21 protein-coding genes are annotated in these 23660 nt (G+C 70.2%); 11 read left to right on the top strand and 10 right to left on the bottom strand.

The annotated features are described in order from the left end of the window. Window positions 1-120: 120 nt before the first annotated feature. Window positions 121-1473, bottom strand: a complete 1353-nt coding sequence (gene mads6 / locus OIE67_RS45730) for a methylation-associated defense system protein kinase MAD6 (RefSeq protein WP_326632362.1) — start codon at window positions 1471-1473, stop codon at window positions 121-123. A 61-nt stretch (window positions 1474-1534) separates the two neighbouring features. On the opposite strand from mads6, the gene OIE67_RS45725 reads away from it, so the two are divergent. Together OIE67_RS45725 and OIE67_RS45720 are read left to right on the top strand one after the other, a co-directional pair. Next, entirely contained in the window at window positions 1535-2152 is a 618-nt protein-coding gene (locus OIE67_RS45725; RefSeq protein ID WP_326632360.1) for a DJ-1/PfpI family protein, read from the top strand. Further along, entirely contained in the window at window positions 2149-2595 is a 447-nt protein-coding gene (locus OIE67_RS45720) for a MarR family winged helix-turn-helix transcriptional regulator (RefSeq protein ID WP_326632358.1), read from the top strand. Before OIE67_RS45725 ends, OIE67_RS45720 begins: the two co-directional genes overlap by 4 nt. Before the next feature lie 44 nt (window positions 2596-2639). On the opposite strand, the gene OIE67_RS45715 is transcribed toward OIE67_RS45720, so the two are convergent. Further along, a complete protein-coding gene (locus OIE67_RS45715) occupies window positions 2640-3128 on the bottom strand; it encodes a hypothetical protein (RefSeq protein ID WP_326632356.1) in 489 nt (162 codons plus the stop codon). A 403-nt stretch (window positions 3129-3531) separates the two neighbouring features. Between OIE67_RS45715 and OIE67_RS45710 the strand changes: the two genes are divergently transcribed. Beyond that, window positions 3532-3798 carry a hypothetical protein gene (locus tag OIE67_RS45710; protein WP_326632354.1) on the top strand — a complete coding sequence of 89 codons (267 nt, stop codon included), beginning with the start codon at window positions 3532-3534 and terminating at the stop codon, window positions 3796-3798. Between the two features lie 223 nt (window positions 3799-4021). Here OIE67_RS45710 and OIE67_RS45705 read toward each other — a convergent pair whose 3' ends face one another. Next, the gene (locus OIE67_RS45705) at window positions 4022-4585 is read right to left on the bottom strand and encodes a C40 family peptidase (RefSeq protein WP_326632352.1); all 564 of its coding nucleotides are present in this window, start codon (window positions 4583-4585) and stop codon (window positions 4022-4024) included. 363 nt (window positions 4586-4948) lie between these two features. Between OIE67_RS45705 and OIE67_RS45700 the strand changes: the two genes are divergently transcribed. Continuing rightward, window positions 4949-5215: a hypothetical protein gene (locus tag OIE67_RS45700; RefSeq protein WP_326632351.1), complete on the top strand. Its 267-nt coding sequence runs from the start codon at window positions 4949-4951 to the stop codon at window positions 5213-5215. A gap of 364 nt (window positions 5216-5579) precedes the next feature. After that, entirely contained in the window at window positions 5580-5960 is a 381-nt protein-coding gene (locus OIE67_RS45695; RefSeq protein ID WP_326632349.1) for an STAS domain-containing protein, read from the top strand. On the opposite strand, the gene OIE67_RS45690 is transcribed toward OIE67_RS45695, so the two are convergent. The 6 genes from OIE67_RS45690 to OIE67_RS45665 form a co-directional block, all read right to left on the bottom strand. Continuing rightward, window positions 5884-8127 carry a terpene synthase family protein gene (locus OIE67_RS45690; RefSeq protein WP_326632347.1) on the bottom strand — a complete coding sequence of 748 codons (2244 nt, stop codon included), beginning with the start codon at window positions 8125-8127 and terminating at the stop codon, window positions 5884-5886. The genes OIE67_RS45695 and OIE67_RS45690 overlap by 77 nt on opposite strands. A 19-nt stretch (window positions 8128-8146) precedes the next feature. After that, window positions 8147-9523, bottom strand: a complete 1377-nt coding sequence (locus OIE67_RS45685) for a family 2B encapsulin nanocompartment shell protein (RefSeq protein ID WP_326632345.1) — start codon at window positions 9521-9523, stop codon at window positions 8147-8149. A gap of 31 nt (window positions 9524-9554) precedes the next feature. Further along, window positions 9555-10970 carry a family 2B encapsulin nanocompartment shell protein gene (locus OIE67_RS45680; protein WP_326632343.1) on the bottom strand — a complete coding sequence of 472 codons (1416 nt, stop codon included), beginning with the start codon at window positions 10968-10970 and terminating at the stop codon, window positions 9555-9557. A 30-nt stretch (window positions 10971-11000) separates the two neighbouring features. Continuing rightward, on the bottom strand, window positions 11001-11942 hold the full coding sequence (locus tag OIE67_RS45675; RefSeq protein WP_326632342.1) for a 4-hydroxy-3-methylbut-2-enyl diphosphate reductase: 942 nt from the start codon (window positions 11940-11942) through the stop codon (window positions 11001-11003). Window positions 11943-11954: 12 nt separating this feature from the next. Continuing rightward, window positions 11955-13004 (bottom strand): polyprenyl synthetase family protein, encoded by a 1050-nt coding sequence (locus tag OIE67_RS45670; protein ID WP_326632340.1) that lies wholly within the window; start codon window positions 13002-13004, stop codon window positions 11955-11957. Between the two features lie 206 nt (window positions 13005-13210). After that, window positions 13211-13480 (bottom strand): hypothetical protein, encoded by a 270-nt coding sequence (locus OIE67_RS45665; protein WP_106246021.1) that lies wholly within the window; start codon window positions 13478-13480, stop codon window positions 13211-13213. A 94-nt stretch (window positions 13481-13574) separates the two neighbouring features. On the opposite strand from OIE67_RS45665, the gene OIE67_RS45660 reads away from it, so the two are divergent. The 5 genes from OIE67_RS45660 to OIE67_RS45640 all read left to right on the top strand — a co-directional run bounded on the left by OIE67_RS45660 (window position 13575) and on the right by OIE67_RS45640 (window position 17889). Next, window positions 13575-14756: a zinc-dependent alcohol dehydrogenase gene (locus OIE67_RS45660; protein ID WP_326632337.1), complete on the top strand. Its 1182-nt coding sequence runs from the start codon at window positions 13575-13577 to the stop codon at window positions 14754-14756. Window positions 14757-14820: 64 nt separating this feature from the next. After that, the gene (locus OIE67_RS45655; RefSeq protein WP_326632336.1) at window positions 14821-15870 is read left to right on the top strand and encodes an NAD-dependent epimerase/dehydratase family protein; all 1050 of its coding nucleotides are present in this window, start codon (window positions 14821-14823) and stop codon (window positions 15868-15870) included. Between the two features lie 98 nt (window positions 15871-15968). Then, window positions 15969-16442 carry an ATP-binding protein gene (locus OIE67_RS45650; protein WP_326632334.1) on the top strand — a complete coding sequence of 158 codons (474 nt, stop codon included), beginning with the start codon at window positions 15969-15971 and terminating at the stop codon, window positions 16440-16442. A 132-nt stretch (window positions 16443-16574) separates the two neighbouring features. Further along, window positions 16575-17474, top strand: coding sequence for a dihydropteroate synthase (folP, locus tag OIE67_RS45645; protein WP_326632333.1), 900 nt, complete (start codon window positions 16575-16577; stop codon window positions 17472-17474). 13 nt (window positions 17475-17487) lie between these two features. Beyond that, a complete protein-coding gene (locus OIE67_RS45640; protein WP_106246028.1) occupies window positions 17488-17889 on the top strand; it encodes a DnaJ family domain-containing protein in 402 nt (133 codons plus the stop codon). A 182-nt stretch (window positions 17890-18071) separates the two neighbouring features. Here the strand turns inward: OIE67_RS45640 and OIE67_RS45635 are convergent, their stop codons facing one another. Continuing rightward, entirely contained in the window at window positions 18072-20384 is a 2313-nt protein-coding gene (locus tag OIE67_RS45635; RefSeq protein WP_326632329.1) for a glycoside hydrolase family 6 protein, read from the bottom strand. A 358-nt stretch (window positions 20385-20742) separates the two neighbouring features. On the opposite strand from OIE67_RS45635, the gene OIE67_RS45630 reads away from it, so the two are divergent. Continuing rightward, window positions 20743-23637, top strand: coding sequence for a glycoside hydrolase family 48 protein (locus OIE67_RS45630; RefSeq protein WP_326632327.1), 2895 nt, complete (start codon window positions 20743-20745; stop codon window positions 23635-23637). Window positions 23638-23660: the final 23 nt, after the last annotated feature.

Genomic DNA, 23660 nt, shown 5'->3' with positions numbered 1-23660 from the left:
GGCGCCCCGTCGGATCGTCGTCGCCGGCGGGACGACAGCGATCGTCATCTCCGGCGGGTTGTGCGGATCCGGCGGCATGCGCGGGCGGTCGTCGTCTTCGGCGAGGGGTGCCGGTGTTCGTCAGGAGCCGGAGACGATCCGGCGGACGAGCCGCCTGATCTTCGACCCCTGCTGCGGCGTGCTGCGCAGCGACTCCAGCGCCTGCTCGGCCGTGGGCCGCTTGGCGGGTGAGTGGTCGAGCATCCGGCGGACCACGTCGGGCACGTCGGGGCCGCCGTGGGCGTCGGCGCTGGTCGGCAGCTGGCCGGTGAGGAGCTGGTAGGCGATGGCGCCGGCCGCGTAGACGTCGGAGGCGGTCGTCATCTGATCGGGCCGCTCCTGGCACTCGGGCGCCACGTAGTGGGCGTCGAGCACGTTGCCCAGCTCGTGGGCCACGGTGTAGTTGCGCGGCCCCGGCTTGGCGTAGTCGAACCCGGTCAGCACGGCGTGCCCGGCGTCGGTGACCAGGAGGGACGCCGGGGTCAGCGCGCGGTGGACGACGCCGTTGGCGTGCGCGTGCGCCAGCCCGCGCAGCAGGTCCTGGATCACCGGCATCGGGGCGGCGCCCTTGCCCATCGCCAGGTGCAGCGCCTGGCCGTGGACGTCGTCGAGCACCAGCACGAACCGGCTCTCGTCGTCGATGGCGAAGAAGTCGCGCGAGCGCACCACGCACGGATGGGGCGGGATCCTGGCCAGCGACTGGTAGGCGTTGGCGATGCGCTGCCGTTCGGCCGCCCGCGACTCGTGGTCGGCCAGCGGATCGGCCTGGTAGACCCGCAGCAGCACAGTCTCACTGCCCGGCAGCGTGGCGTTGAACGCGCGGTATTCGGTGACCTTGGCGTCGCCGCCGAGCTGTTCCTCGACCTCCCAGTTGCCGAACCTGGGCGGCGCGGTGCTGCGGCGCACGGTCTGGTTGAGCGAGTCGAGGATCGCCGTCAGGTACGGCTTCGCGTCGGGGCTGCACCCGCGCCTGACCCGGGAGACGTCGCTCAGCGTGGCCAGCAGGCCCGGCAGGTCGGTGACGTTGACCGCGTCGCGCCCGGCCGGGTCGATCAGCTCGGCGTCGGGCGAGGTGAGCACGACCAGGCTGTCGACGTAGACCCGTTCGAGCTGGGTGGCCCTGGACACCAGCAGGCCCTTGAGCGCCTTCGCCGTGCCCCGTAGCTTGGCCACGGGGGAGCCGAACGCCTCCCTGCGCGGGGGGAACCAGCGGGTGCCGGACACCTCGATGCGGCCCCTGGTGCCCTTGACGTCGACGACGACGAGCGAGTGGCCGGTCAGCACGATCAGGTCGACCTCGAACACGTCGTGGCCGCGCGGGACCTCGACGTTGTGCAGCAGCAGCCAGTCGCCGGGCGCGTGGTCGCGCAGATAGGCGATCACACGCCGCTCCGCGTCGTTCACCGGGCGTCCGCCGCCGACGATCTCTGCCATGACGACTATCCTCGCATGGGATCGCATTGACAACATACTGTCGAAATGACAAGATGCTGTCATGAAGCGAATCGTGCACCACGCCGTCTACGACACGCTCGCCGACTGGGAGACCGGTCACGCGACGGCACACCTGCGCAACGGCCGCTACATGCGCGAGCCCGGCGGATACGAGATCGTCACGGTCGGCCTGACCCGCGACCCCGTCGTCACCATGGGCGGCGTGCGCCTCACGCCCGACCTCGCGCTCGGCGACCTGTCGCCGGCCGGCAGCGCGCTGCTCATCCTGCCCGGCGCCGACCTGTGGGACGCGGGCGACTCGCTCGCGCCGTTCGCCCGCAAGGCGGGGGAGTTCCTCGGCGCGGGCGTGCCGGTGGCGGCCATCTGCGGAGCCACGGCGGGGCTGGCCCGCGAGGGGCTGCTCGACGAGCGCGACCACACCAGCGCCGTGGTGCACTACCTCCAGGCGCAGCAGGGCTACGCCGGAGCCGGGCGCTACCTCGACCGGGACGCGGTGCTCGGGGGCGATCTCATCACGGCCGGGCCGACCGAGCCGGTGGCCTTCGCCAGGGAGATCTTCCGGCGGCTCGACGTCTACCGGCCCGAGGTGCTGGACGCCTGGTTCCGGCTGTTCGGGCACAGCGACGCCACGGCGTTCGAGGTGCTGGCGGCCGCATGAGCGAGACTGCCGAGCTGTTGTCGGGGATGGCGCTGGGGTCGTTCCGGCTCAACGGGCAGTTCCTGCACGTCGCCGAGGGGCTGGCCCGGCCGGCCGGGATGACGGCGGCGTGGTGGCAGGTGCTCGGAGCCGTGCTGGACGAGCCCCTGCCCGTCGCCGGGATCGCCCGCGTCATGGGGATGACCAGGCAGGGCGTGCAACGGATCGCGGACCTGCTGGTCGAGCGGGGGCTGGCCGAATACCGGCCCAACCCCGCGCACCGGCGGGCCAAGCTGCTGCGGCCCACCGCCGAGGGGCGGGCGGCCATCGCCGAGATCATCCCCGGCCATCAGGAGTTCGCCGACCGGCTCGTGGGGGAGCTGGGCGTGGAGACGGCACGAGACTGCCTGGAGGCGCTGCGCCGGCTGTCAGCGGCCCTCGACCGGCTCGGCGACAGCCCCTGACGACCCCGGTCCCGGTCGCGCCACGCCGGTCCCGGACACGCCAGTCACTCCAGGTCCCCGCTCCCGGTCACGCGGATTCTGCGGCGTGGTTTGAAGACCGAGAGTGTCGTGGCCGTCATCAGCATGACGATCTGGGCGCCCAGCGCCGCCACCTGGCCCCACTGCCGCGCCTCCGCCACGGACCGGCCGCCCGAGGTGGCGGCGGCCATTCCCTCCGGATCGAACAGGAACATGCCCACGCCGACCACGGCCAGCAGCAGCACCAGCTTGCCCACCACCCAGTAATGGCGGAACACCCCCCAATGGCTGGTCAGGCCCAGTGTTATGCCGCTGGTCAATGCGATGAGGCTGAGCGGTATCCCGCCCGCGAACACCAGCGGCGACATCATCCGATAGGCCGAGTGCGTCAACGCGGGATCGTTCGCCAGCGTCGCCGCCGTATTCAGCACGACCAGCCCCCACACCTCCCCGACCAGCGCGACCGAAGCGATGACGTGGATGACCAGGATCGTCTTCCTCATTCGCGGCCGCATCTCACCCGCCTCCTTTCCTGGTCCAGGCGGCCATCCTCACCGCTCCGTCCGCTCGTGACGTCCCCCCTCGGGCGGTCGTCCGGATACACCGCAGGGCGTAGGGCGATATTCAAGTTTCGGGCGATCCTTGCCTAACCGGTGGTGAGCCGATAGGCGGGCATTCTCGTGGAGAGCCAAAACAGATGTCGATTCCCGGCCTGGCGTTGGCGTGTAAATGCCGGGCGCGGTCGACGGGCGTGAAAACACCGTGCCAAGAAAGAGGGGTTCCGGCTCGGCCTCCGGCAGGGCCAAATGAGTTGCGGTTCTTGCTGCCTGCCGCGATTGTTATTGGCGGCACCTCACAGCCCTGCACAAACGACTATGGCGTCGGGATTTCCGCGCCGATCCATGGAGGAAAGCACACATGATCCGTCGCATTCTCGCCGGTGCAGCAATCGCGGCCGTCGCTCTCGGTTTCTCCGCGTCCGCGGCCTCGGCCGGCGTCGGCCCCAACCCGAACAACAGCGGGCAGAGCATTCTGAGCCAGTTCAGCATCCTGGACGACCTGACCGCGCTGAACGACGTCCTGAACGACTCCGTCAAGTACGTCGACGTGCTGACCATCGCCCACCTGCAGGACATCGACGCCGACGTCCTGAGCAACGTGGAGAACTCCGGCGACAACAACTGACGACTCCTCACATGGCGTAGGCAGGAAGGTGATCGGCGGCTTTCCGAATATGCGGAGAGCCCGCCCGGCCAAGATCGTCTTTCTGGTGCCTTGAGGTAGGCCGAATGTACGGGCCGTGGACATCGCGACCACGGCACTGGCTTGGTGCGCACCGAGCTACGCGCATCGCGCGGTCCGGGTCGATCACTGCAGGACGACCCCGGGCCGCGCGATCGTCGTTTTCTCAGGCCGGCGGGTCGAGGTTCGCCGAGGTCTCGCTGGGCCGGATCACGCCCATGAAGGTCCGCCGATCCAGCGCGTCCACCCGGACGACCTGCCCCGTGTACGGCGCGTGCACCATCCGCGTCGCGTCCACCGCCACGGCGACGTGCTCGGGCCCCGGACTGCCCGGGTCGTTGTCGTAGAAGACCAGATCCCCCGGCTCCACCTCCTCCTTGGAAACGCGGATCCCCGAGCGCCACTGCTCGTGCGTGGTCGTGCCGATGAGCACCCCCGCCCGTGCCCAGGCGTACTCCGTCAGGCCCGAGCAGTCGAAGCCGAGCGTCTTGGCGCCTTTCCCGATTCCGAATCCGGGCCCGCGCACCCCGCCGCCGCCCCACGAATAGGGAATTCCGATCATCTCCATCGCCGCCCGCGCCGCGATGGCCCCGGCTCCTGACCGTATCGCCGCGACGGGCCGGCATATTTGCGCGGGACAAGCGTCGACGGCCGCCACCGCGGTGCCGGGAAACGTGCTGACAAGTGTGCCTGCCAGTACGGTCAGCAGCACCGGCCTTATTCCGTTCATGGCATATTCAGCGCTCCTCGACTCGTTTACGCCGAGCCCGTGGTCACGGCGCTCTACCGCTAGCATTCCTCCATCCCTATGCGGATAAAACGCCCTTTGGTCAGGCGGGGTGTGTGTATGGGCATAAGATGAAAAATTGCCGTCATGCCGCCCCGGGCATATCAGGATCACTCGGACATATCCCGACTGGGGATGATCGGCAGCCAAGGAAATGGGGCGGGTATTTGACTTTGACTTAGCGTGCTCGGGTTGCGGCGCGCCGACGGGCCGCGAGATTGTTATTCAGGGAATCTCGCAGTGCTGTGCGAGTGATTCACGATGACGCGCATCCCGCGCCGATTCCGACGAAGGAGAAACAAACAAATGATCCGTCGCATTCTCGCTGGTGCAGCGATCGCGGGCTGCATGTTCGGGATGTCGGCCACGAGCGCCTCGGCCGACGTCGGTCCCAACGCGTTCAACAAGGGCAAGCAGATCCTCAGCCAGCTGAGCATCCTCGACGACGCCACGGTGGCCAACGACGTCCTCAACGACTCCGTGAAGTACATCGACATCGCTACCTTCCTGCACCTGCAGGACATCGACCTCAACGCTCTCAGCAACCTGGAGAACGTGGGCGACAACAACTGATCGCCTGAGGACGGCGGCGGCTCGACGCCCAGGTCCGCGCGCCCCGGTGTGACGGCCCTCCGGCAGCCACGAACCCCTCGTGGCGGCACCTTGCCGGAGTGCTCCGCGCCGGTCGCGTACGCGGAGCCGGGTGCGGCGGGTCACCGTCCTCGGTAGATCGCGAATCCGAACAGGCCGGTGTCCGTCAAGCCCGCAGCCGGCGCGGGTACGGCCCGCCTGTTCGGAAAGCGCTACCTACCAACATTCACCCTAAAAACGGTCATAACACGGCGAAGAATGCCTATTAATTAATTCCTCGTGTAGCCTGTATTTCAGGAAATTCGGCAATATGACCCCCATAGGTGCGTGTTGGGGGGTGCGAGGAGTGTGTAGCGTCCAGCAGCGACTGCTCTACCAGGACGGGCAGCTGAGCATCACCGTGGCGATGACGTCCGCGGCTCCGGTCGTCACGCTGATCGGCGAGATCGACGCCACCAACAGTCCGGCGCTGGCCGGCGTCCTGGCGAACTGCCGCCAGGACCCCGAGCGGAACGCCGTCGTTCAGAATGGCCCCAGCCCCTACGTCGACGTCGACACCGGGGCGCTGAGCTTCATCGACGTGTCAGGTCTGCGTGTGCTGGTCATGCCGATGCTGCCCGCCGGGCAACGCTGGATCCGGCTGCACAACGTCACGCCGGCTCAGCGGCGGCTCCTGCGCATGATGGGGTGGTACTACCAGCCCACGGTCCACCGCGTGCCCCTGTGAGCTCGATCATCGCGGCCGAGCTGCCCAGCCCCGTGGGGCCGCCGAGCCGCCACCGCGCCGAGCGGTGGTGACGGAGCAGCGACGGCTCGTCGTAGCGCGAGCACTCGCGGTGCCAGTGGGTGACGCCCGCCAGCCAGTCGCGCAGCTCGGCCACGAAGGCGTCGAGGTCCTGCCGCGCGGCGGCGTCGAGGCCGAAGTCGGCGCAGAGGATCGGCAGCTCGTGCGCCACGATGTGCTCGAACTGCCGCACCCGCGAGGCCATCAGGTCGTTGACGACCTCCAGCGCGGTCGGGTAGTCGCAGTCGAAGAAGTTCTGCACCACCAGCACGGCGTTGTGCACCTCGCCGTCGAACTCGATCTCCTTCTGGTACGAGAACATGTCGTTGACCAGCATCCCGGCGTCCATCATCGCGTTCTCCAGCGCCACCATCGGGCCGGCCGCGTAGAACTGCCTCGGGATCGCCTTCGAGTGCCGCAACCGGCACAGGCTCATCGTCAGCTTGGAGCCGAAGGTGTGCCGCCGCATCTCCAGGTAGTCCACCGGGTCGGGGATGTGGTGAGCGATCTCGCCGGCCAGCTCCCACAGCCAGGACGCGCACATGTCCTCGACCGCCGTACGCAGCTCGCGGCGGTCATCGACCGGCATCGGCCCCGCCGTCCTGGCCCAGAGGTCGGCCAGCCCCCGCTCCAGCGCGCCGACCGGCTGCGGCGGGGCGGAGCAGTCGAGCGGCATGAGCTCCTTGAACCTGTCCACGCTCACCTTGGCCGCCGACAGGTTACGGGTCCCGCCGAAGACGGCGGGGAAGTAGTCGTCGCCGTACGTGCCCCAGGCCAGCCAGAACGAGGCCAGGTCGAGCTCCTCCGGCGAGGCGTCCGGATGCAGGCCCGCCGCGCACAGCGGCAGGTCGTAGTCGATCAGCTTCGCCTCGTCCCACACCGCCGTGCCGACCACCCCGTGCTGCGGCTCCAGCATGCCCATCGCCCGGCACCAGTCCACGGTTTCCCGCCGTGACCGGTCGAGATGCGGCGACAGCTTCAGGTCGAAGGGCACGTACAGGTCGGGGATGCGCGAGGGACCCACGCGCGGGTACGGCACGTGCGCGAAGTTCCGCAGCCGCTTGGCGCCCAGCAGGTCGAGCGCCGACGACATGCCGAGCGGCCGGCTCGCCCTGGCCCGCGCGTTCATGTACCGGCTGGAGCGCAGGTGCCACTCGTGCCCGCCCGACTGCCAGTCCTGCAGCCCCTTCACGTACGCCAGCACGTCGGCCGCGCCGATCGGGTCGACGGCGTGCTCCACGAACAGCGGCCCCAGCTCGAACGCCGCCGTGTGCTCGAACTGCTGCATCCGCGAGGTCAGCAGGTCGTTGACCGCCTCGGCGGCCTCCTGAGTGCCGCAGCCGAGGAACGTCTCCAGCACCAGCACCCCGTTACTCAGCTCACCCTCGTCACGGACCTCACGCTCATAGGAGAACAGGTCGTTGCGCAGATGAACGGCGTCGGAGAAGGAGTCGCGCAGCACCCGCATCGGCCGCGACGCCGCGATCCTGGCCGGCACCTCGGCCGCCACGGCGTGCTCGACGAGCCCGGCCGACCAGGGGGCGCCGCCGACCTTGCGCCGCATCTCGATGTACTCGACCGGGTTGGCCACCCGGCCCCTGTTGATGTTGGCCAGCTCCCACAGGGACTCGTCGAGCAGGTTGCGGGTGCTCTCCGCGAACCGCGCCCGCCAGTCGGCGGACATGCCCGGCACCGTACGCGGCCACAGGTCGGCCAGACCGGCTTCCACCGGACCTGACGGTTCGGGCACCGTCAGGTCCGAGCCCATCGGCATGAACCCGGCCAGCCGGTCGAGATACGTCTTGCCGCCCTTCAGGTCACCGGTGCGCTTGAAGACCTCAAGGAAGTGGTCGTCGAAGAAGAAGACCCACACGTACCAGTCGGTGATCAGACTCAGCTCGGCGCCGTCGCAGTCGGGATGGGTGTAGGCGCACATCAGCGGATAGTCGTGGGCGTCGAGGTCGGCCTCCTCCCAGACGCCCGAGCCCTCCAGCATGCCCATGTCGCGCGCCCACCGCCTGGAGTGGGCGCGGGCCTCGTCCAGGTGCGGGTTGAGCCGGGCCGGATACGGCTGGTAGAAGTCCGGCAGTTCGAACGGCTGGGACATCATCGCTCCTTCACGTGAACGGTCAGCGCGCCACCTCGACGTTCTCCAGCACGCCGAGCGCGTCCGGAACCAGGACCGCGACCGAGTAGTAGGCGCTGACCTGGTAGGACGCGACGGCTCTCGTGTCGATGCCGGTGAAGCGCACGCTCAGCCCCGGCTCGCGCTCGCCGGGGACGCCGCCGCGGTGGAGGCCGACGACGCCCTGATCCTCCTCGCCGGTGCGCAGGACGAGGATCGAGGTCGTGCCGTCCCGGCTGATCGGGATCTTGTCGCAGGGCAGGATGGGCACGCCGCGCCACGCGGTCAGCCGCGAGCCGTCTATCTCGACGCTGTCGGGATAGACGCCCCTGGCGCTGCACTCGCGGTGGAAGGCGGCGACGGCGCGCGGATGGGCCAGGTAGAAGCGGGACTTCTTCCTGCGGCACAGCAGCTCGTCCAGGTCGTCGGGGCCCGGCGGGCCTGTGCGGGTGTGCACGCGCTGGCCGGGGTGGGCCTGGTGGAGCAGCCCGAAGTCGCGGTTGACGATCATCTCGCGCTCCTGCGACTCGCGTACCGCCTGGATGGTCAGGCGCAGCTGCTCCTCCTTCTGGTCCATCGGGTCGTTGTAGAGGTCGGTGACCCGGGTGTGCACGCGCAGCACGGTCTGCGAGACGCTCAGCTCGTACTCGCGCGGCCCCGGATCGTAGTCGGCGAACGTGCCCGGCAGCGTCACCTCGCCGCGGTGCCCGGCGGCCGTGGCGATCTCGGCCTCGCCCCACCTGTTCTGCGGCGCGGCCCGGCGGGCGCGGTAGGCGGCGAGCCGGTCGCGCAGCGCCGGTGACCGCTCGCTCAGCGCGCGCAGCTCCTCCCAGCGCAGGAACAGCACCGTGCAGGCGGTGTCGGCCGTCAGCGTGCTGTCCCACGGCTCGCCAGGGGCGGGTTCGTCGGCGCCGGCGTGGTCGCCGTCGGCCAGGATGCCGGCGAAGGCCCGGGCGCCGTACTCGCCCGCCCGGAACCTCCGCACCCGCCCGCGGGCGACGACGATCAGCTCGTCCGCCGGCCGTCCGGCCCGCACGATCGTGTCGCCGCGCTCGTACTCCCGCTGCTCGAACCGCTCGCCGACCAGGTCGAGCACGGGGTCGCCGGCCAGCCCGTGCAGCGGCGGCAGCTCGGCCAGGGTCGGTGGGACGACGTGGATCCTGGCCCCGGTGTTGGCGAAGCTCACCCGGCCACCGCCGACCGGGTAGGTGAGCCGCCGGTTCACCCGGTAGACCCCGCCCGCGACGTCCACCCACGGGAGCACCCGCAGCAGCCAGCGCGGGGAGATCTCCCGCATCTGGGGGGACGTCTTGGTCGTCGTGGCCAGGTTGCGCGCCGCCGGGGCGCCGAGGCTCGACCTCTGGCCGGGCTCCGCTGTCATCACACCAACTCCTGACGGGAAAGGGTGGCTGCTAGCCGTTGCGGCCGAGCTCGACGTCCTCCAGCACGCCGAGCGCGTCCGGCACCAGCACGGCGGCCGAGTAGTAGGCGCTGACGAGGTAGGAGATGACCGCCTTCTCGTTGATGTTCATGAACCGGACCGACAGGCTCGGCTGGTACTCGTCGGGGATGCCGGTCTGGTGCAGGCCGACGACGCCCTGGTTCTCCTGCCCGGTGCGCATGAGCAGGAAGGACGTCGTCCGGGTGCCCGAGACCGGGATCTTGTTGCACGGGAAGATGGGCACGCCGCGCCAGGCCGGCACGCGGTGCCCGCTGACCTCACTCGACTGCGGGTAGACGCCGCGCTTGCTGCACTCGCGGCCGAACGCGGCGATGGCCTGCGGGTGGGCCAGGAAGAACGACGGCTCCTTCCACACGGTCGCCAGCAGGTCGTCGAGGTCGTCGGGGGTGGGCGGGCCGGAGCGGGTGCGGATGCGCTGGCCGAAGTCGGCGTTGTGCAGCAGCCCGAACTCCCTGCTGTTGATCAGCTCGTGCTCCTGGCGCTCGCGCAGCGCCTCGATCGTCAGGCGCAGCTGCTGGTCGAGCTGGCTCATCGGCTGGTTGTACAGGTCGGAGACGCGGCTGTGCACGCGCAGGACCGTCTGGGCCACGCTCAGCTCGTACTCGCGCGGGCTCTGCTCGTAGTCCACGAACGTGCCGGGCAGGACGGCCTCGCCGACATGGCCTGCCGACATGTTGATCGCGGCCTCGCCGTAGTCGTTCTGCTTCCGGTCGCCGCTGGTACGCCAGCGCTCGACGTGCTCGCGCAGCGCCGGGACCTGCTCGGCGATCTGCTCGAAGTCCTGGCGGGAGAGCGTGAGCACGGTGGTGGCCGTCTTCGCGCGGGCCGAGAACTCGTGCCTGCCGCCCCCGGCCAGGCTCAGCTCGCCGAGGTGGTCGCCGTCGGCCAGCACGCCGAGGTTCTGTTCGTCGCCGTACGAGCCGCGCCCGACCTTGGCCACCCGGCCGTGCGCGATCAGTACGAGCCGGTCCACCTCGCCGCCCTCGGAGACGATCTCCTCGCCCGCCTCCACCTCGCGCTGGCTGAACCGGTCGGCCAGCGCTCCGAGCGCCTCCATGTCGTCGAAGCCGCGCAGCATGGGCAGCTCGGTCAGCTCGGCCGGGATCACCCGCACCTCGGCGCCCGTGGTGGTGAAGGTGATCCGGCCGTCGCCCAGCGTGTACGTCAGCCGCCGGTTCACCCTGAACACGCCGCCCGAGCACTGCACCCACGGCAGCAGCCGCAGCAGCCACCGGCTGGTGATCTCCTGCATCTGCGGCGGCGTCTTGGTGGTCGTCGAGAGCTGTTTGGCCGCGTCGGTACTGAGGCTGAGCTGCCCGTTCCCGTTGCCGTTCTCGGGTGCCGTGGTGTGCGTGGTTTCGGTCATCGTGGTGCACCGCCAATCTGTGGATGGGACCTAGCGAGGGTTGCGGGAGGATCGGAGTTCGAGCGGCAGCGAGAACGTGAGGGTCTCCTCCGTCAGCGTCACCTGCTCCACGTCGGCGTATCCGCGGGCCGAGAGCCAGGCCAGTAAGTCGCCGACCAGGCTCTCCGGCACGGACGCGCCGGAGCTCACTCCGACGGTCGTGACACCGTCGAGCCAGCGTTCGTCGGCGTCGCCGGCCCGGTCGACCAGGTGGGCGGCGCCCGCGCCGGCGTCGAGCGCGACCTCGACCAGCCGCCGGCTGTTGGAGGAGTTGGGCGAGCCGACCACGATGACGAGCTCGCACTCCGGCGCGATCCTGGTGATCGCCTGCTGGCGGTTCTGGCTGGCGTAGCAGATGTCGTCGCTCGGCGGATCGACCAGGCCGGGGAAGCGTTCACGCAGGGCCGAGACGGCCCGCATGGTCTCGTCCACGGCCAGCGTGGTCTGCGACAGCCAGCTCATCCGGCCGGAGCCGGCCGTCACCAGGTCGTCCGGCCTGGCCGGATCCACGACGTGGATGCGCTCAGGCGCCTCGCCGACCGTGCCCTCGACCTCCTCGTGCTCGGCGTGGCCGATGAGGACGATCTCGTAGCCCTCTTCGGCCATCCGCGCGGCCTCCTTGTGCACCTTCGTGACCAGGGGGCAGGTGGCGTCGATCGAGCGCAGGCCGCGCAGCCCGGCCTCGTCCTTCACCGCGGGCGAGACGCCGTGGGCGGAGAAGACGACCAGCGCGCCGTCGGGGACCTCGTCGAGCTCCTCGACGAAGACCGCGCCGCGCCGGGTCAGGTCGTCGACCACGAAGGTGTTGTGCACGATCTGTTTACGCACGTAGACGGGGGGTCCGAAGCGTCTCAGCGCCTCTTCCACCGTCATGATCGCGCGTTCCACGCCCGCGCAGTAGCCGCGCGGGGCAGCGAGAAGTACCCGTCCCATCCGGAGGTCCCCTTACGTGGTGCGGTGGGCGAGCTGGTCGGCCATGAGGGCCAGCACGCCGGCGGCCTCCGGCTTGATCTGTGCCCGGCCCAGGGCGGTCATGGCCTGGTCCACCCGTTCCTCGATCATTTCCTCGACCCTGGCCAGCGCGCCCGTGTCGATCAGGATCTGCCGCACCTCCGCGGCGCGCTCCTCGTCCAGCGCCTGGTTGCCGTGCCAGGTCCGCAGGTGAACGAGCTGGGCGGGGGAGGCGTGCTGCACGGCGTGCGCGAACATCACCGTCTGCTTGCCCTCCCGCAGGTCGTCCAGCGCCGACTTGCCCGTCTGCGCCGACGAGCCGAAGGTGCCGAGCACGTCGTCGCGCAGCTGGAACGCCTCGCCCAGGGGCACGCCGAAGCGGGAGTACTCGTCCAGCAGCTCCAGCGGGGCGCCGGCCAGCGCGCCCCCGATCTGCAGCGGCCGTTCGACGGTGTATTTCGCGCTCTTGTAGCGGATCACGGTCAGCGCCTCCGCCTCGGTCGCGCCCGAGCGGAGCTGGGTCAGCACGTCGAGGTACTGGCCGCTGATGACCTCGGTGCGCATGGTGTCGAACACGTGGTGCGCCGTCCGCAGCCGGGCGCCCTCCACGCCGCACGACGACAGCAGCGCGTCGGACCAGGCCAGGCTGAGGGTGCCGAGCAGGATGCCGCCCGCCCGGCCGAACGCCTCCGCGCCCGGCCCGTCGTGCAGCCCGGCCAGGCTCATGTGGATGGTGGAGCGGCCCCGGCGCAGCTCGCTGCCGTCCATGATGTCGTCGTGGATCAACAGGCCCGCATGGCACAGCTCAAGGGCGGCGGCGGCGCTGATGATCTCCTCACAGTCGTCGCCGCCGGCGCCGCGCCAGCCCCAGTAACACAGCTGCGGCCGCACGCGCTTGCCGCCGCCGAGGATGAACGAGGACAACAGACTGTAGGCGGCCTCGACGCCCGGGTCGGAGATCTGGGTGCGCCAGGATTCCAGGAAACCGCTCAGACGCTGATCAATGCGTGAACCAAGGGAATGCTGGGTGAAGCTCACCGGCATACGCACGGCTCCTTCTCTCTCGAGTCGGTCGCTACCCCTAGTTACTCATCGAATACAGAGAGTGTAAAGCTTCTCCCACGGCTTGGCCATGGGCACGCGGGAGGAAACACCAGGTCGCCGGGGCCGATCCACGGCACGACAAAAAACGGCCCCGACGGTGTCGTCACCGTGCGGGGCAGGAGCGGAGAGGGGTCAGGACGGGCCGGTCACGGGGTGAGCGGCGGGCGCTCCTGGTCGGTGAGCGGCTGGGCGCCGAGCTCGAACGTCATGCCACGCCGGCCGGCCACGCTGGTCACCGGGCGGCCGAGCTGTTCGCTCACCCGGTGCACCACCTCCTGGAAGTGGCGCTGCAGCTCCGGGTCCTCCACGGCGGACAGGCGGACCGAGCCCTTCTCCACGAGCTCCTTGGCGAGCCATTCGGACATGGTCACACGGAAGCGGGCGGCCTCGTCAGGGGTGAGGGGTGTCGGCGCCATGGGGGCAGTCTAGGCGTTCGCCGCGACGTGGGAGCCGTTTGGAGAGCTACGTGGGGGTATGCGGCTTTTGTGACCTCTGGCTGAGGAGACGAGGATGAAGGCAGTCACCTGGCACGGCAAGCGCGACGTGCGGGTCGAGGACGTCCCCGACCCGTCGATCAAGGAGCCGACCGACGCTGTCATCAAAGTGACCAGCACCGGGATCTGCGGCTCCGACCTGCACCTGTACGAGGTCCTCGGTCCCTTCATGGCCGAGGGCGACATCCTCGGGCACGAGCCCATGGGCGTCGTCGAGGAGGTCGGGTCCGCGGTCTCCGGCATCCGGCCGGGCGACCGCGTGGTCGTCCCGTTCAACATCGCCTGCGGTCACTGCCACATGTGCGGGCTGGAGCTGTACGCGCAGTGCGAGACCACCCAGGTGCGTGAGCACGGCATGGGCGCCGCCCTGTTCGGCTACACGAGGCTCTACGGGCAGGTGCCCGGCGGGCAGGCCGAGTACCTGCGGGTGCCCGAGGCCCAGTTCGGCCCGATCAAGGTCCCAGAGGGGCCGCCGGACGAGCGCTTCCTGTACCTGTCCGACGTGCTGCCGACCGCCTGGCAGGCCGTCGCGTACGCGGAGATCCCCGAGGGCGGCAGCGTCACGGTCTTCGGCCTCGGGCCGATCGGCCAGATGTGCGCCCGCATCGCCCGCCACCTCGGCCGCCGCGTGATCGGCGTGGACGGCGTCACCGCCCGCCTGGAGATGGCCCGCCGCCACGGCATCGAGGTGATCGACGCGAGCGAGGTCACCGACGTCCCCGGGGAGGTCCGCGGGCTCACCGGCGGGCGCGGCACGGACGCGGTCATCGACGCGGTCGGCATGGAGGCCCACGGCTCGACCGCGGCCAAGATCGCCCAGACGCTCACCGGGCTGCTGCCCGACGCGGTGGCCGCGCCGCTCATGTCGAACGCGGGCGTGGACCGGCTGGCGGCGCTCAACCAGGCCATCGACACCGTCAGGCGCGGCGGGGTGATATCGGTCATCGGCGTCTACGGCGGGATGACCGACCCGATGCCCATGCTGCGCATGTTCGACAAGGGCATCACGCTGCGCATGGGCCAGGCGCACGTCAGGAGGTGGATCAGCGCGCTGATGCCCCTGGTGACCGATGACGCCGACCCGCTGGGCGTGATGGATCTGACCACTCACCGGATGCCGCTGGAGCGGGCGCCGCAGGCGTACGAGATGTTCCAGAAGAAGTCCGACGGCGCGGTGAAGATTCTGCTGCAGCCGTAACGTCGCAGGTCAGCCGGTGGCTGATGCACGTTTCGCGGCCGGGGAGGCGGGCAGCGGAGCACCCATGAGAGTCGTCGTGGTGGGAGCTACCGGAAACGTCGGTACCAGCGTCGTCCGCGCGCTGGCCGCGGACGAGGACGTGACCTCGATCGTCGGAGTCGCCCGCCGGCTGCCCGGCTGGCGGGTCGACCGCACCCAGTGGCGGCAGGCCGACGTGGCCACCGACGACCTGACCCCGATCTTCGACGGCGCGGACGCCGTGGTGCACCTGGCCTGGCTGTTCCAGCCGACCCGGCACCCCGCGGTCACCTGGCGGGCCAACGTGCTGGGCAGCATGCGGGTCTTCCGCGCCGCGGCGGAGGCGGGCGTGCCCGCGCTGGTCCACGCCTCGTCCGTGGGGGCGTACTCGCCCGGGCCCAAGGACCGGCCGGTCGACGAGAGCTGGCCCACGCACGGCTGGCCGGGGGCGGCGTACGGGCGGGAGAAGGCCTACGTGGAACGGGTGCTCGACGTGTTCGAGCACGACCATCCCCATGTCCGGGTCGTGCGCATGCGGCCCGGCTTCATCTTCCAGCGCGCCGCGGCGACCGAGCAGCGCAGGCTGTTCGGCGGGCCGTTCGTGCCCAGGCGGCTGGTCCGGGCCGGGCGGATCCCGTTCGTGCCGGACATCCCCGGCCTGCGCATGCAGGTGCTGCACGCCGCCGACGCGGCCGAGGCCTACCGGCTGGCCGTCACCCGGCAGGTGCGGGGCGCGTTCAACATCGCCGCCGAGCCCGTGCTCGACCCGCACGACCTCGCCGAACTGCTCGGCGCCCGCACGGTCCCGGTGCCGAGCGGCCTGGCCAGGGCGGCGGTGGCCGCCGGCTGGCACCTGCGGCTCGTGCCCGCCGCGCCCGGGCTGCTCGAACTGTTCCTGCGCATCCCGGTCATGCGGACGGACCGGGCGCGGGAGGTGCTCGGCTGGACCCCGCGCCACTCCTCCTTCGAGGCCATGCGGGAGTTGTTCGAAGGCATGCACGACGGCGCGGGGATGGACACCGCACCGCTGGCGCCCGACGGGGGACCGATGGCCCGCGTACGCGAACTGGCCACCGGGATCGGCGGACGCCCGTAAGGACATGACTGTGTGTAAGATCCGGCCGCAGGGGAAGATGTCAGATCACGCGGGGTCCTGAAGCGTGGCCTGTGTGTCGGAACGGCACGGAGGAGCGCATGCGTACCCTGATCGCCCAGGTCTTCACTCTCCAGGACATCACGAAGCTGCGTCACGCCGTCTCCGAGCAGGCCAGAAGCTGCGGGCTGCACGGCCCGAGGCTCGACGACTTCGTGCTGGCGGTGCACGAGAGCGTGGTCAACGCCATCGAGCACGCGGGCGGGCACGGGCGGTTCAAGCTGTGGACGGTCGACGGAGTGATCCGCTCCGAGACCAGCGACCGGGGCGCGGGCATCCCGGAGGCATACGTGAACGGCGGCAAGCGGTCGTCCGACGAGTCAGCCACCGGGCGGGGGATCTACCTGATCAGGCGGCTGTGCGACGCGGCCGACTTCCACACCGGGCCGGGCGGCACCACGGTCCTGCTGACCATGCGGTTACCACGGGAGAGCGGCCTGACGGCGTCGGGCAGCATGCGGCGCATCCGGGTCACCGCACCGGGCGGGGGCCCGCCCGGCCGCTTCACCGCCTGATCCCGCTCCGGGTTCCGGCGCCGCACCACGTGACTTCCGCACCCGCGCCACGTGATCCTCGGCGCCGGGTCCCTGGCCGTCTGACCTGGCCGAGCGCCAGGTAGGCTCAAGACGACGGAAAGGGATCACTACGTGAGCGGCGAAGAGCTTTCCCCCGGGATCATCGCTCCCGTCCGGCGCATCGGGCGGCGCGAGTTCGATTTCGAGCGCCAGGTCGCCATCATGGCCATCGTCAACAGGACGCCCAACTCCTTCCACGACCAGGGCCGCACGTTCGAGCTCGACCGCGCGGTCGAGGCGGCGACGCGGGCCGTTTCCGAGGGGGCCGACTGGGTCGACATCGGCGGCTTCGCCTTCTCCGCGGCCCAGGCCCACATCGACGTCGCGGAGGAGATCGACCGGGTGGCCCCGGTCATCGCCAGGGTCAGGGCCGTCACCGACGCGGTGATCTCGGTCGACACCCACCGCCCCGAGGTGGCCAGGGCCGCCGTCGAGGCGGGCGCCGACGTCATCAACGACACCAACGGCCTGCGCGAGCCCGGCCTGGCCGAGGTCGCCGCCGAGACCGGCGCCGGCGTCATCGTCACCCACAGCCTGGGCGGCCCCGGCCGCCGGGTCTTCCGGCCGAGTTACGCCGACGTCGTGTCGGAGGTGGCCGACTTCCTGCGCGAACGGGTCTCGGCCGCGCTCAAGGCCGGCATCCTGCCGGAGAAGATCATCATCGACCCCGGCCACGACCTCAACAAGAACACCTTCCACTCCCTGGAGCTGACGCGCCGGCTGGAGGAGATCACCTCGATCGGCTACCCCACGCTGGTCGCGCTGTCCAACAAGGACTTCATCGGCGAGACGCTCGACCGCCCCCAGGGGGAGCGGAAGGAGGGCACGATCGCCGCCAACGTGGTCTCCATCCTCAAAGGCGCCCGCATCCTGCGCGTGCACGACGTGGCGGCGACCGTCGCGTCCGTGCGCATGACCGAGGCAGTGCTCGGCTGGCGCGGCCCCGTGGCCCCCAGTCACAACCTGGCGTGAGGAGAGCGCACCCGTGAGCGAGCGCAAGCCCGTCGGACTTCCCTTCGAGAGCTGGATCGACCGGCAGATCCGGGAGGCCGAGGAGCGCGGCGAGTTCGACGACCTGCCCGGCAAGGGCAAGCCGCTGCCCAACCTCGACCGGCACCTCGACGACATGTGGTGGATCAAGCAGAAAGTCGAGAGCGAGGGGCTGTCGATGCCGCTGCCGCCCACGCTGGCGTTGCGCAAGGACGCCGAGCGGGCGCTGGCCGAGGCGCGCGGGGCCCGGTCGGAGACCGAGGCCAGGCGGATCGTGACGGAGATCAACGAACGGATCCGCGCGGCGATCAGGACGGGGCTGCAGGGGCCGCCGCTCAACCTGATGCCCTTCGACGAGGACGAGATCGTCGCGGAGTGGCGCCGGGCCCACCGGTAGAGCCGCCGCACCGGCGTAGGGGCCGGGCGCGACGGACCTGGCGCCGCGTGCGATGGACCTGAGGAAGGGGCCGGGGCGCGATGGCCCCGGCCCCTTCCCGGTTGCCGAGGGACCCGGGTCAGGCGGGTCCCTCTGGCCGGCCGGCGTCCCGGGTCAGGCGGGTCGCCGGCCGGCCGGGTCTCTCAGTTGATCGGCGGGTAGGCGTTCTGCAGCAGCTGCCTGAACTGGGCGGAGAACCACTGCCCCGACAGCGGCGCGTCGGCCAGCGCGCCCGACGGGTTGTTGCCGTTGAGTTCGTTGCCGGGGTAGGTCGGGTCGCACATCCGGTCGAACCTCTTGCCCTCGTCGTTCGGGATGTCCGTGCTGGCGCCGTCGGACTCGCCGGGCGGCTTGATCCAGACGTAGGCGTCGAGACCACTGGCCGGAGCCGCGGTCGGCCGCGCGCCCAGGCCCGCGCCGCTCTGGTTGCACCAGTTGCCGGCGTGGATGCGGCGGTCGGTCCGCGACTGGTCGACGAACTGGTCCACGTTGGTCGAGGTGCTCGGGCCGCTCGGGCGGGCGCTGCCGCCCCAGCCGTTGCGCGAGGTGTCGATCAGCATGCCGAGCCCGGAGCGGAAGCCCTTGGCGATCAGGGCGGTGCGCAGGGCGAGGGCGAAGGACTGCTCGTCCACGTAGTAGTTCCAGTCGACCCACTTGGACTGGCGCACCGAGGTGCCGTTCACCGTGCTGTTGATGGTGAAGTACGGCTCGGTCGACGCGGAGTAGTTGGCGGTGTTGACGATGAAGCCGTCCACGCTGTCCACGCCGGCGGTGGCGCCGGCCACCGTCTCGTAGAAGAGGTTGACGGAGGGCTGGAAGTTCGAGTCCCAGCCGAGCCACGCGTGGTGGGCGGCGTCGATGTAGGTGTAGACGTTGGTGATGGCGTGCAGCTGGTTGAGCGCGTACCGGACGCCGTCACGGTAGCCGCCGGTGCCGTTGGCCTCGCGGCAGTCGGCGAACCTGTCCAGGTTGGTGACGAGGTTCGGCAGCGAGTCGGGCTCGATGATGGTGACGATGCGCAGGTTCGCGTACGTGGACTCGCGGAGGATGGCCGCGATCGGGTCGATGTACTCGGTCTTGTAGCGGTTGAAGCCGTTCTCGGAGATGCGCAGCTCGCCGTTGGAGGCCAGCGCCGAGCAGTCGCGGTTGGGCAGGTTGTAGATGACGACCTGGATGGTCAGCGGCGTGGAGCCGTTGGCGGCGTCCTGCCTGACGGCCTCGTCCAGGTGCTCGCGCAGGCCCATGGCGCCGGAGGCGCCGGCGATGGCCGCGGTGCGGTCCATCCACACGGCCGTGGAGACGTTGGCGACCGCCGAGCCGCCGGGCTCGGCCGCGGCCCTGGAGCTCCAGTTCGGGTTGACGTAGCCGGTGGCTCCCGAGTACGGGTTCTCGACGTGGGCCGGGGCAGGCCCGCCGTCGTCGTCGGCCTCGGTGGCGGTGACCGTACGCGAGGTCAGGCCGCTGGAGGCGACGGTGAAGGTGCGGCTGCCCGCGGCGCTGTCGGAGTCCTGTGCGGCGGCCAGGGTGACCGTCTGCGGGGTGTTCCAGTTCGAGGTGGTGAAGCTCAGGCTGGCCCCGGAGGAGACGGTGAGGTCGCTGTCGCCGCTGCCCGCCGTGGTCGTGACGGTCACGCCGGAGGAGGGCTGGGCGGCCAGGCGCACGGTGAAGGTGCCGGTCGAGCCCTCGGGCACGGTGACGGAGGTCGGGGTGACGACGAGCGACTGCTCCACGGTGGCGTCGTCGTCGACCTCGGTGGCGCTCACCGTGGCGCCGGTGACGCCGGTGCCGCTGACGCTGAACGAGGCGGTGCCCGCCGTGGTGTCGGAGTCCTGTGCGGCGGCCAGGGTGACCGTCTGCGCGGTGTTCCAGTTCGACGGCGTGAAGGTGAGCGAGCCGCCCGAGCTGACCGTCAGGTCCGTGTCACCGCTGGTGCGCACGGTGGTGACGGTCACGTTCGAGCTCGGCGCGGAGGAGAGCCTGGCGGTGAACGTGGCCGTGCCGCCCTCGTTGACCGCGACCGCGCTGGCGGAGGTGACCACCGACGGGGTGGTGGGGTTGGTGCCGCCGCAGCTCGTGCCGTTGACGCTGAACGCGGTCGGGTCCGGGTTGGTGCCGGACCAGGTGCCGTTGAAGCCCACCGAGACCGAGGCGCCCGTGGCCAGGCTGCCGTTGTACGGCATGTTGGTGCCGGTCACCCGGGTGCCCGACTGGCTCCAGTTGGCGCCCCAGCCCGAGGGGGTGTACTTCTGCGTGGTCGTCGGGTAGTCGAAGGCCAGCGACCACGACGAGATCGGGTCGCCGGTGTTCTTCAACGTGATGTTCGCGGTGAAACCGCCCTGACCAGGGCTGCTCGTCCACGAGTTGGCTGTGTAGGTCACGTCGCAGGCGACGGCGGCGTTCGCGGCCGTACTCTGGCCGGCGACGAGCCCTAAGGCCGCGACACTCGCGGCGGTCATGGTCACGGCCCATTTGCGGAGGCCGCGGTGGAGTCTCACTTGCGATCATCTCCAGTGCTTAGGTGGCTGGGAGCGCTCCCATGGTCTGTCGCGGTCGGATTCGTGTACAGAGCCCGCTTGATCGCGACGCCTCCGCCGCCCCGCATGCTCGCCGAATGCCCTCTAACGCAGATGAAACTTTCATCCCGGGCAGCCTGGTGAGAGGAAACACGGGGGTCACCGACACGCCATTCCGTTGACATACGCCGTACGGCACCCACAATCCCGTTTGGGAGCGCTCCCACACCCCTACTCCCATGGAGACCCCGTGAAGCACAGACCTCCGATTCTCTTGACCCGCTTAGCGAGGCGGCTCGCCGTGGCGACGACCCTCGTCCTCGTGGCGGGCGCGACCGCGGCCGTCACGGCCACTCCCGCCCAGGCCGCGGTGGCCTGCGACGTGACGTACGCGGCCAACCAGTGGACGAGCGGCCAGAACCAGGGCGGTTTCACCGCGAACATCACGCTGAAGAACACCGGTGACCCCATCACGTCGTGGTCCTTGGCCTTCGACTTCCCGACCACGGGCCAGCGGTACACCCCGACCGGCTGGGGCGCCAACTGGAGCCAGTCGGGCACCCGCGTGACCGGCACCAACATGCCGTGGAACGGCAGCCTGGCCACCGGCGCCTCCACGAACATCGGCTTCAACGGCACCTGGACGGGCAGCAACCCGAGCCCGGCCACGTTCAGCGTCAACGGGGTCACCTGCGGCGCCACCGGCAACGCGCCCACCGTCTCGCTGACCTCGCCCACCGCGGGCCAGACGTTCACCGCCCCCGCCACCGTGCCGATCACCGCCACCGCGGCCGACTCCGACGGCACCGTCGCCAAGGTCGACTTCTACCAGGGCTCCACGCTGCTGGGCACCGACACCTCCTCCCCCTACGCCTACACCTGGTCGAACGTGGCCGCCGGCAGCTACTCGATCACCGCCAGGGCCACCGACAACAGCGGCCTGGTCACCACCTCCGCCCCGGTCGGGATCACGGTCTCACCGAACTCGGGCCCGGCGCTCGTGGTCAGCCCGACGACGATCTCCGTGCCGGAGACCGGCACCGCGTCCTTCGGCGTGCGGCTGTCGCAGGCCCCGTCGGCGAACGTGAGCGTCTCCGTCGCCCGCGTCAGCGGTGACGCCGACCTCACCGTCTCCGGCTCCGCCACCAGGACGTTCACGTCGTCGAACTGGAACACCGTGCAGGACGTCACGCTGGCCGCGGCCGACGACGACGACACCACGGCCGGTTCGGCCGTCTTCCGGGTCAGCGCCAGCGGTTACACCCCGGTCGACGTGACGGCCAACGAGGCGGACGACGACGTCGGCGGCGACAACGAGTACGTGGCCCGCTTCGTCGAGCTCTACAACGAGCTGCACGACCCGGCCAACGGCTACTTCTCGCCCGAGGGCGTGCCGTACCACTCGATCGAGACGTTCATGGTCGAGGCGCCGGACCACGGGCACGAGACCACGTCCGAGGCCTACAGCTACTACCTGTGGCTGGAGGCGACGTACGGGCAGGTGACCGGCGACTGGTCGAAGTTCAACGCCGCGTGGGCCTCGATGGAGAAGTACATCATCCCGGCCACCGCCGACCAGCCGACGAACTCCTTCTACGACCCCTCGAAGCCGGCGACGTACGCGGCCGAGTACGACACGATCAACAGCTACCCGACGCAGATCGACTCCAGCGTCAGCGTCGGCACCGACCCGATCGCCGGCGAGCTGCAGAGCGCGTACGGCAGCCGCGACGTCTACGGCATGCACTGGCTGCTCGACGTCGACAACACCTACGGCTTCGGCCGCTGCGGCGACGGTACGACCAGGCCCGCCTACATCAACACCTACCAGCGCGGCCCCGAGGAGTCGGTCTTCGAGACGATCCCGCAGCCGTCCTGCGACACCTTCGCCCACGGCGGCACGAACGGCTTCCTGGACCTGTTCATCAAGGACTCCTCGTACGCCAAGCAGTGGAAGTACACCAACGCCCCCGACGCCGACGCCCGCGCGGTCCAGGCCGCCTACTGGGCGCTGACCTGGGCCAAGGAGCAGAACAAGGCCGGTGACATCTCCGCCACCGTGGCCAAGGCGGCCAAGATGGGCGACTACCTGCGCTACGCGATGTACGACAAGTACTTCAAGCAGCCCGGGTGCACGAGCCCCTCGTGCCCGGCGGGCACCGGCAAGAACGCCTCCAACTACCTGCTGTCCTGGTACTACGCCTGGGGCGGCGCGACCGACTCGGGCGCCGGCTGGGCCTGGCGGATCGGCTCCAGCCACAACCACGCCGGCTACCAGAACCCGTTCGCGGCGTGGGCGCTGTCCAACGTGACCGAGCTGCGGCCGAAGAGCTCGACCGGCGCGACCGACTGGAGCACCAGCCTGACCAGGCAGCTGCAGTTCTACACGTGGCTGCAGTCGGCCGAGGGCGCCATCGCCGGCGGCGCGACCAACAGCTGGCAGGGCCACTACGCCACGCCGCCGTCCGGGCTGCCGAAGTTCCACGGCATGACCTACGACTGGCAGCCGGTCTACCACGACCCGCCGTCGAACCAGTGGTTCGGCTTCCAGGCGTGGACGATGGACCGGGTGGCGCAGCTCTACTACGCCACCGGCAACGCCGACGCCAAGGCGCTGCTGGACAAGTGGGTGTCGTGGGCGCTGGACAACACCACGATCAACGCCGACGGCAGCTACGAGATCCCGTCCACGCTGCGCTGGACCGGCCAGCCCGCGGGCAACTTCAGCTCCGCCTCCGGCATGCCGCCGGCCAACCCCGGCCTGCACGTGACCGTCGTGGACCACACGCAGGACGTGGGCGTCGCGGGTTCGTACGCCAAGGTCCTGATGTACTACGCGGCCAGGGCCGACCACGCCGAGGCCCGTGACACGGCCAAGGCGCTGCTCGACGGCGTCTGGGACAACCGCGACGCCGAGGGCGTGTCGGTGCCGGAGACCAAGACCGACTACCAGCGCCTGAACGACCCCGTGTACGTCCCGGCCGGCTGGAGCGGCGAGATGCCCAACGGCGACCCGATCAACTCGAACTCCACGTTCATGTCGATCAGGTCGTTCTACGAGGACGACCCGGACTGGCCGCGGGTGCAGGCGTTCCTGAACGGCACCGGCTCCGCGCCGGTCTTCAACTACCACCGGTTCTGGGCGCAGGTGGACGTCGCCGTCGCGCTCGCCGAGTACGGGCGGCTCTTCCCGTGAGAAAGGCAGCCATCACAGCCGCG

The organism is Nonomuraea fuscirosea, assembly GCF_035917475.1.
In the GTDB taxonomy this organism is placed as follows: Bacteria; Actinomycetota; Actinomycetes; order Streptosporangiales; family Streptosporangiaceae; genus Nonomuraea; species Nonomuraea fuscirosea.
Note: the sequence above shows the minus strand (reverse complement) of the source record. Positions and strands in the feature narration are given on the sequence as shown.

Bases quoted from the DNA above. Each gene is read 5' to 3' on its own strand.
- mads6 (WP_326632362.1), bottom strand. From the start codon at position 1,473: ATGGCAGAGATCGTCGGCGGCGGACGCCCGGTGAACGACGCGGAGCGG.
- OIE67_RS45725 (WP_326632360.1), top strand. From the start codon at position 1,535: ATGAAGCGAATCGTGCACCACGCCGTCTACGACACGCTCGCCGACTGG.
- OIE67_RS45720 (WP_326632358.1), top strand. From the start codon at position 2,149: ATGAGCGAGACTGCCGAGCTGTTGTCGGGGATGGCGCTGGGGTCGTTC.
- OIE67_RS45715 (WP_326632356.1), bottom strand. From the start codon at position 3,128: ATGCGGCCGCGAATGAGGAAGACGATCCTGGTCATCCACGTCATCGCT.
- OIE67_RS45710 (WP_326632354.1), top strand. From the start codon at position 3,532: ATGATCCGTCGCATTCTCGCCGGTGCAGCAATCGCGGCCGTCGCTCTC.
- OIE67_RS45705 (WP_326632352.1), bottom strand. From the start codon at position 4,585: ATGAACGGAATAAGGCCGGTGCTGCTGACCGTACTGGCAGGCACACTT.
- OIE67_RS45700 (WP_326632351.1), top strand. From the start codon at position 4,949: ATGATCCGTCGCATTCTCGCTGGTGCAGCGATCGCGGGCTGCATGTTC.
- OIE67_RS45690 (WP_326632347.1), bottom strand. From the start codon at position 8,127: ATGATGTCCCAGCCGTTCGAACTGCCGGACTTCTACCAGCCGTATCCG.
- OIE67_RS45685 (WP_326632345.1), bottom strand. From the start codon at position 9,523: ATGACAGCGGAGCCCGGCCAGAGGTCGAGCCTCGGCGCCCCGGCGGCG.
- OIE67_RS45680 (WP_326632343.1), bottom strand. From the start codon at position 10,970: ATGACCGAAACCACGCACACCACGGCACCCGAGAACGGCAACGGGAAC.
- OIE67_RS45675 (WP_326632342.1), bottom strand. From the start codon at position 11,942: ATGGGACGGGTACTTCTCGCTGCCCCGCGCGGCTACTGCGCGGGCGTG.
- OIE67_RS45670 (WP_326632340.1), bottom strand. From the start codon at position 13,004: ATGCCGGTGAGCTTCACCCAGCATTCCCTTGGTTCACGCATTGATCAG.
- OIE67_RS45665 (WP_106246021.1), bottom strand. From the start codon at position 13,480: ATGGCGCCGACACCCCTCACCCCTGACGAGGCCGCCCGCTTCCGTGTG.
- OIE67_RS45660 (WP_326632337.1), top strand. From the start codon at position 13,575: ATGAAGGCAGTCACCTGGCACGGCAAGCGCGACGTGCGGGTCGAGGAC.
- OIE67_RS45655 (WP_326632336.1), top strand. From the start codon at position 14,821: ATGAGAGTCGTCGTGGTGGGAGCTACCGGAAACGTCGGTACCAGCGTC.
- OIE67_RS45650 (WP_326632334.1), top strand. From the start codon at position 15,969: ATGCGTACCCTGATCGCCCAGGTCTTCACTCTCCAGGACATCACGAAG.
- OIE67_RS45635 (WP_326632329.1), bottom strand. From the start codon at position 20,384: ATGACCGCCGCGAGTGTCGCGGCCTTAGGGCTCGTCGCCGGCCAGAGT.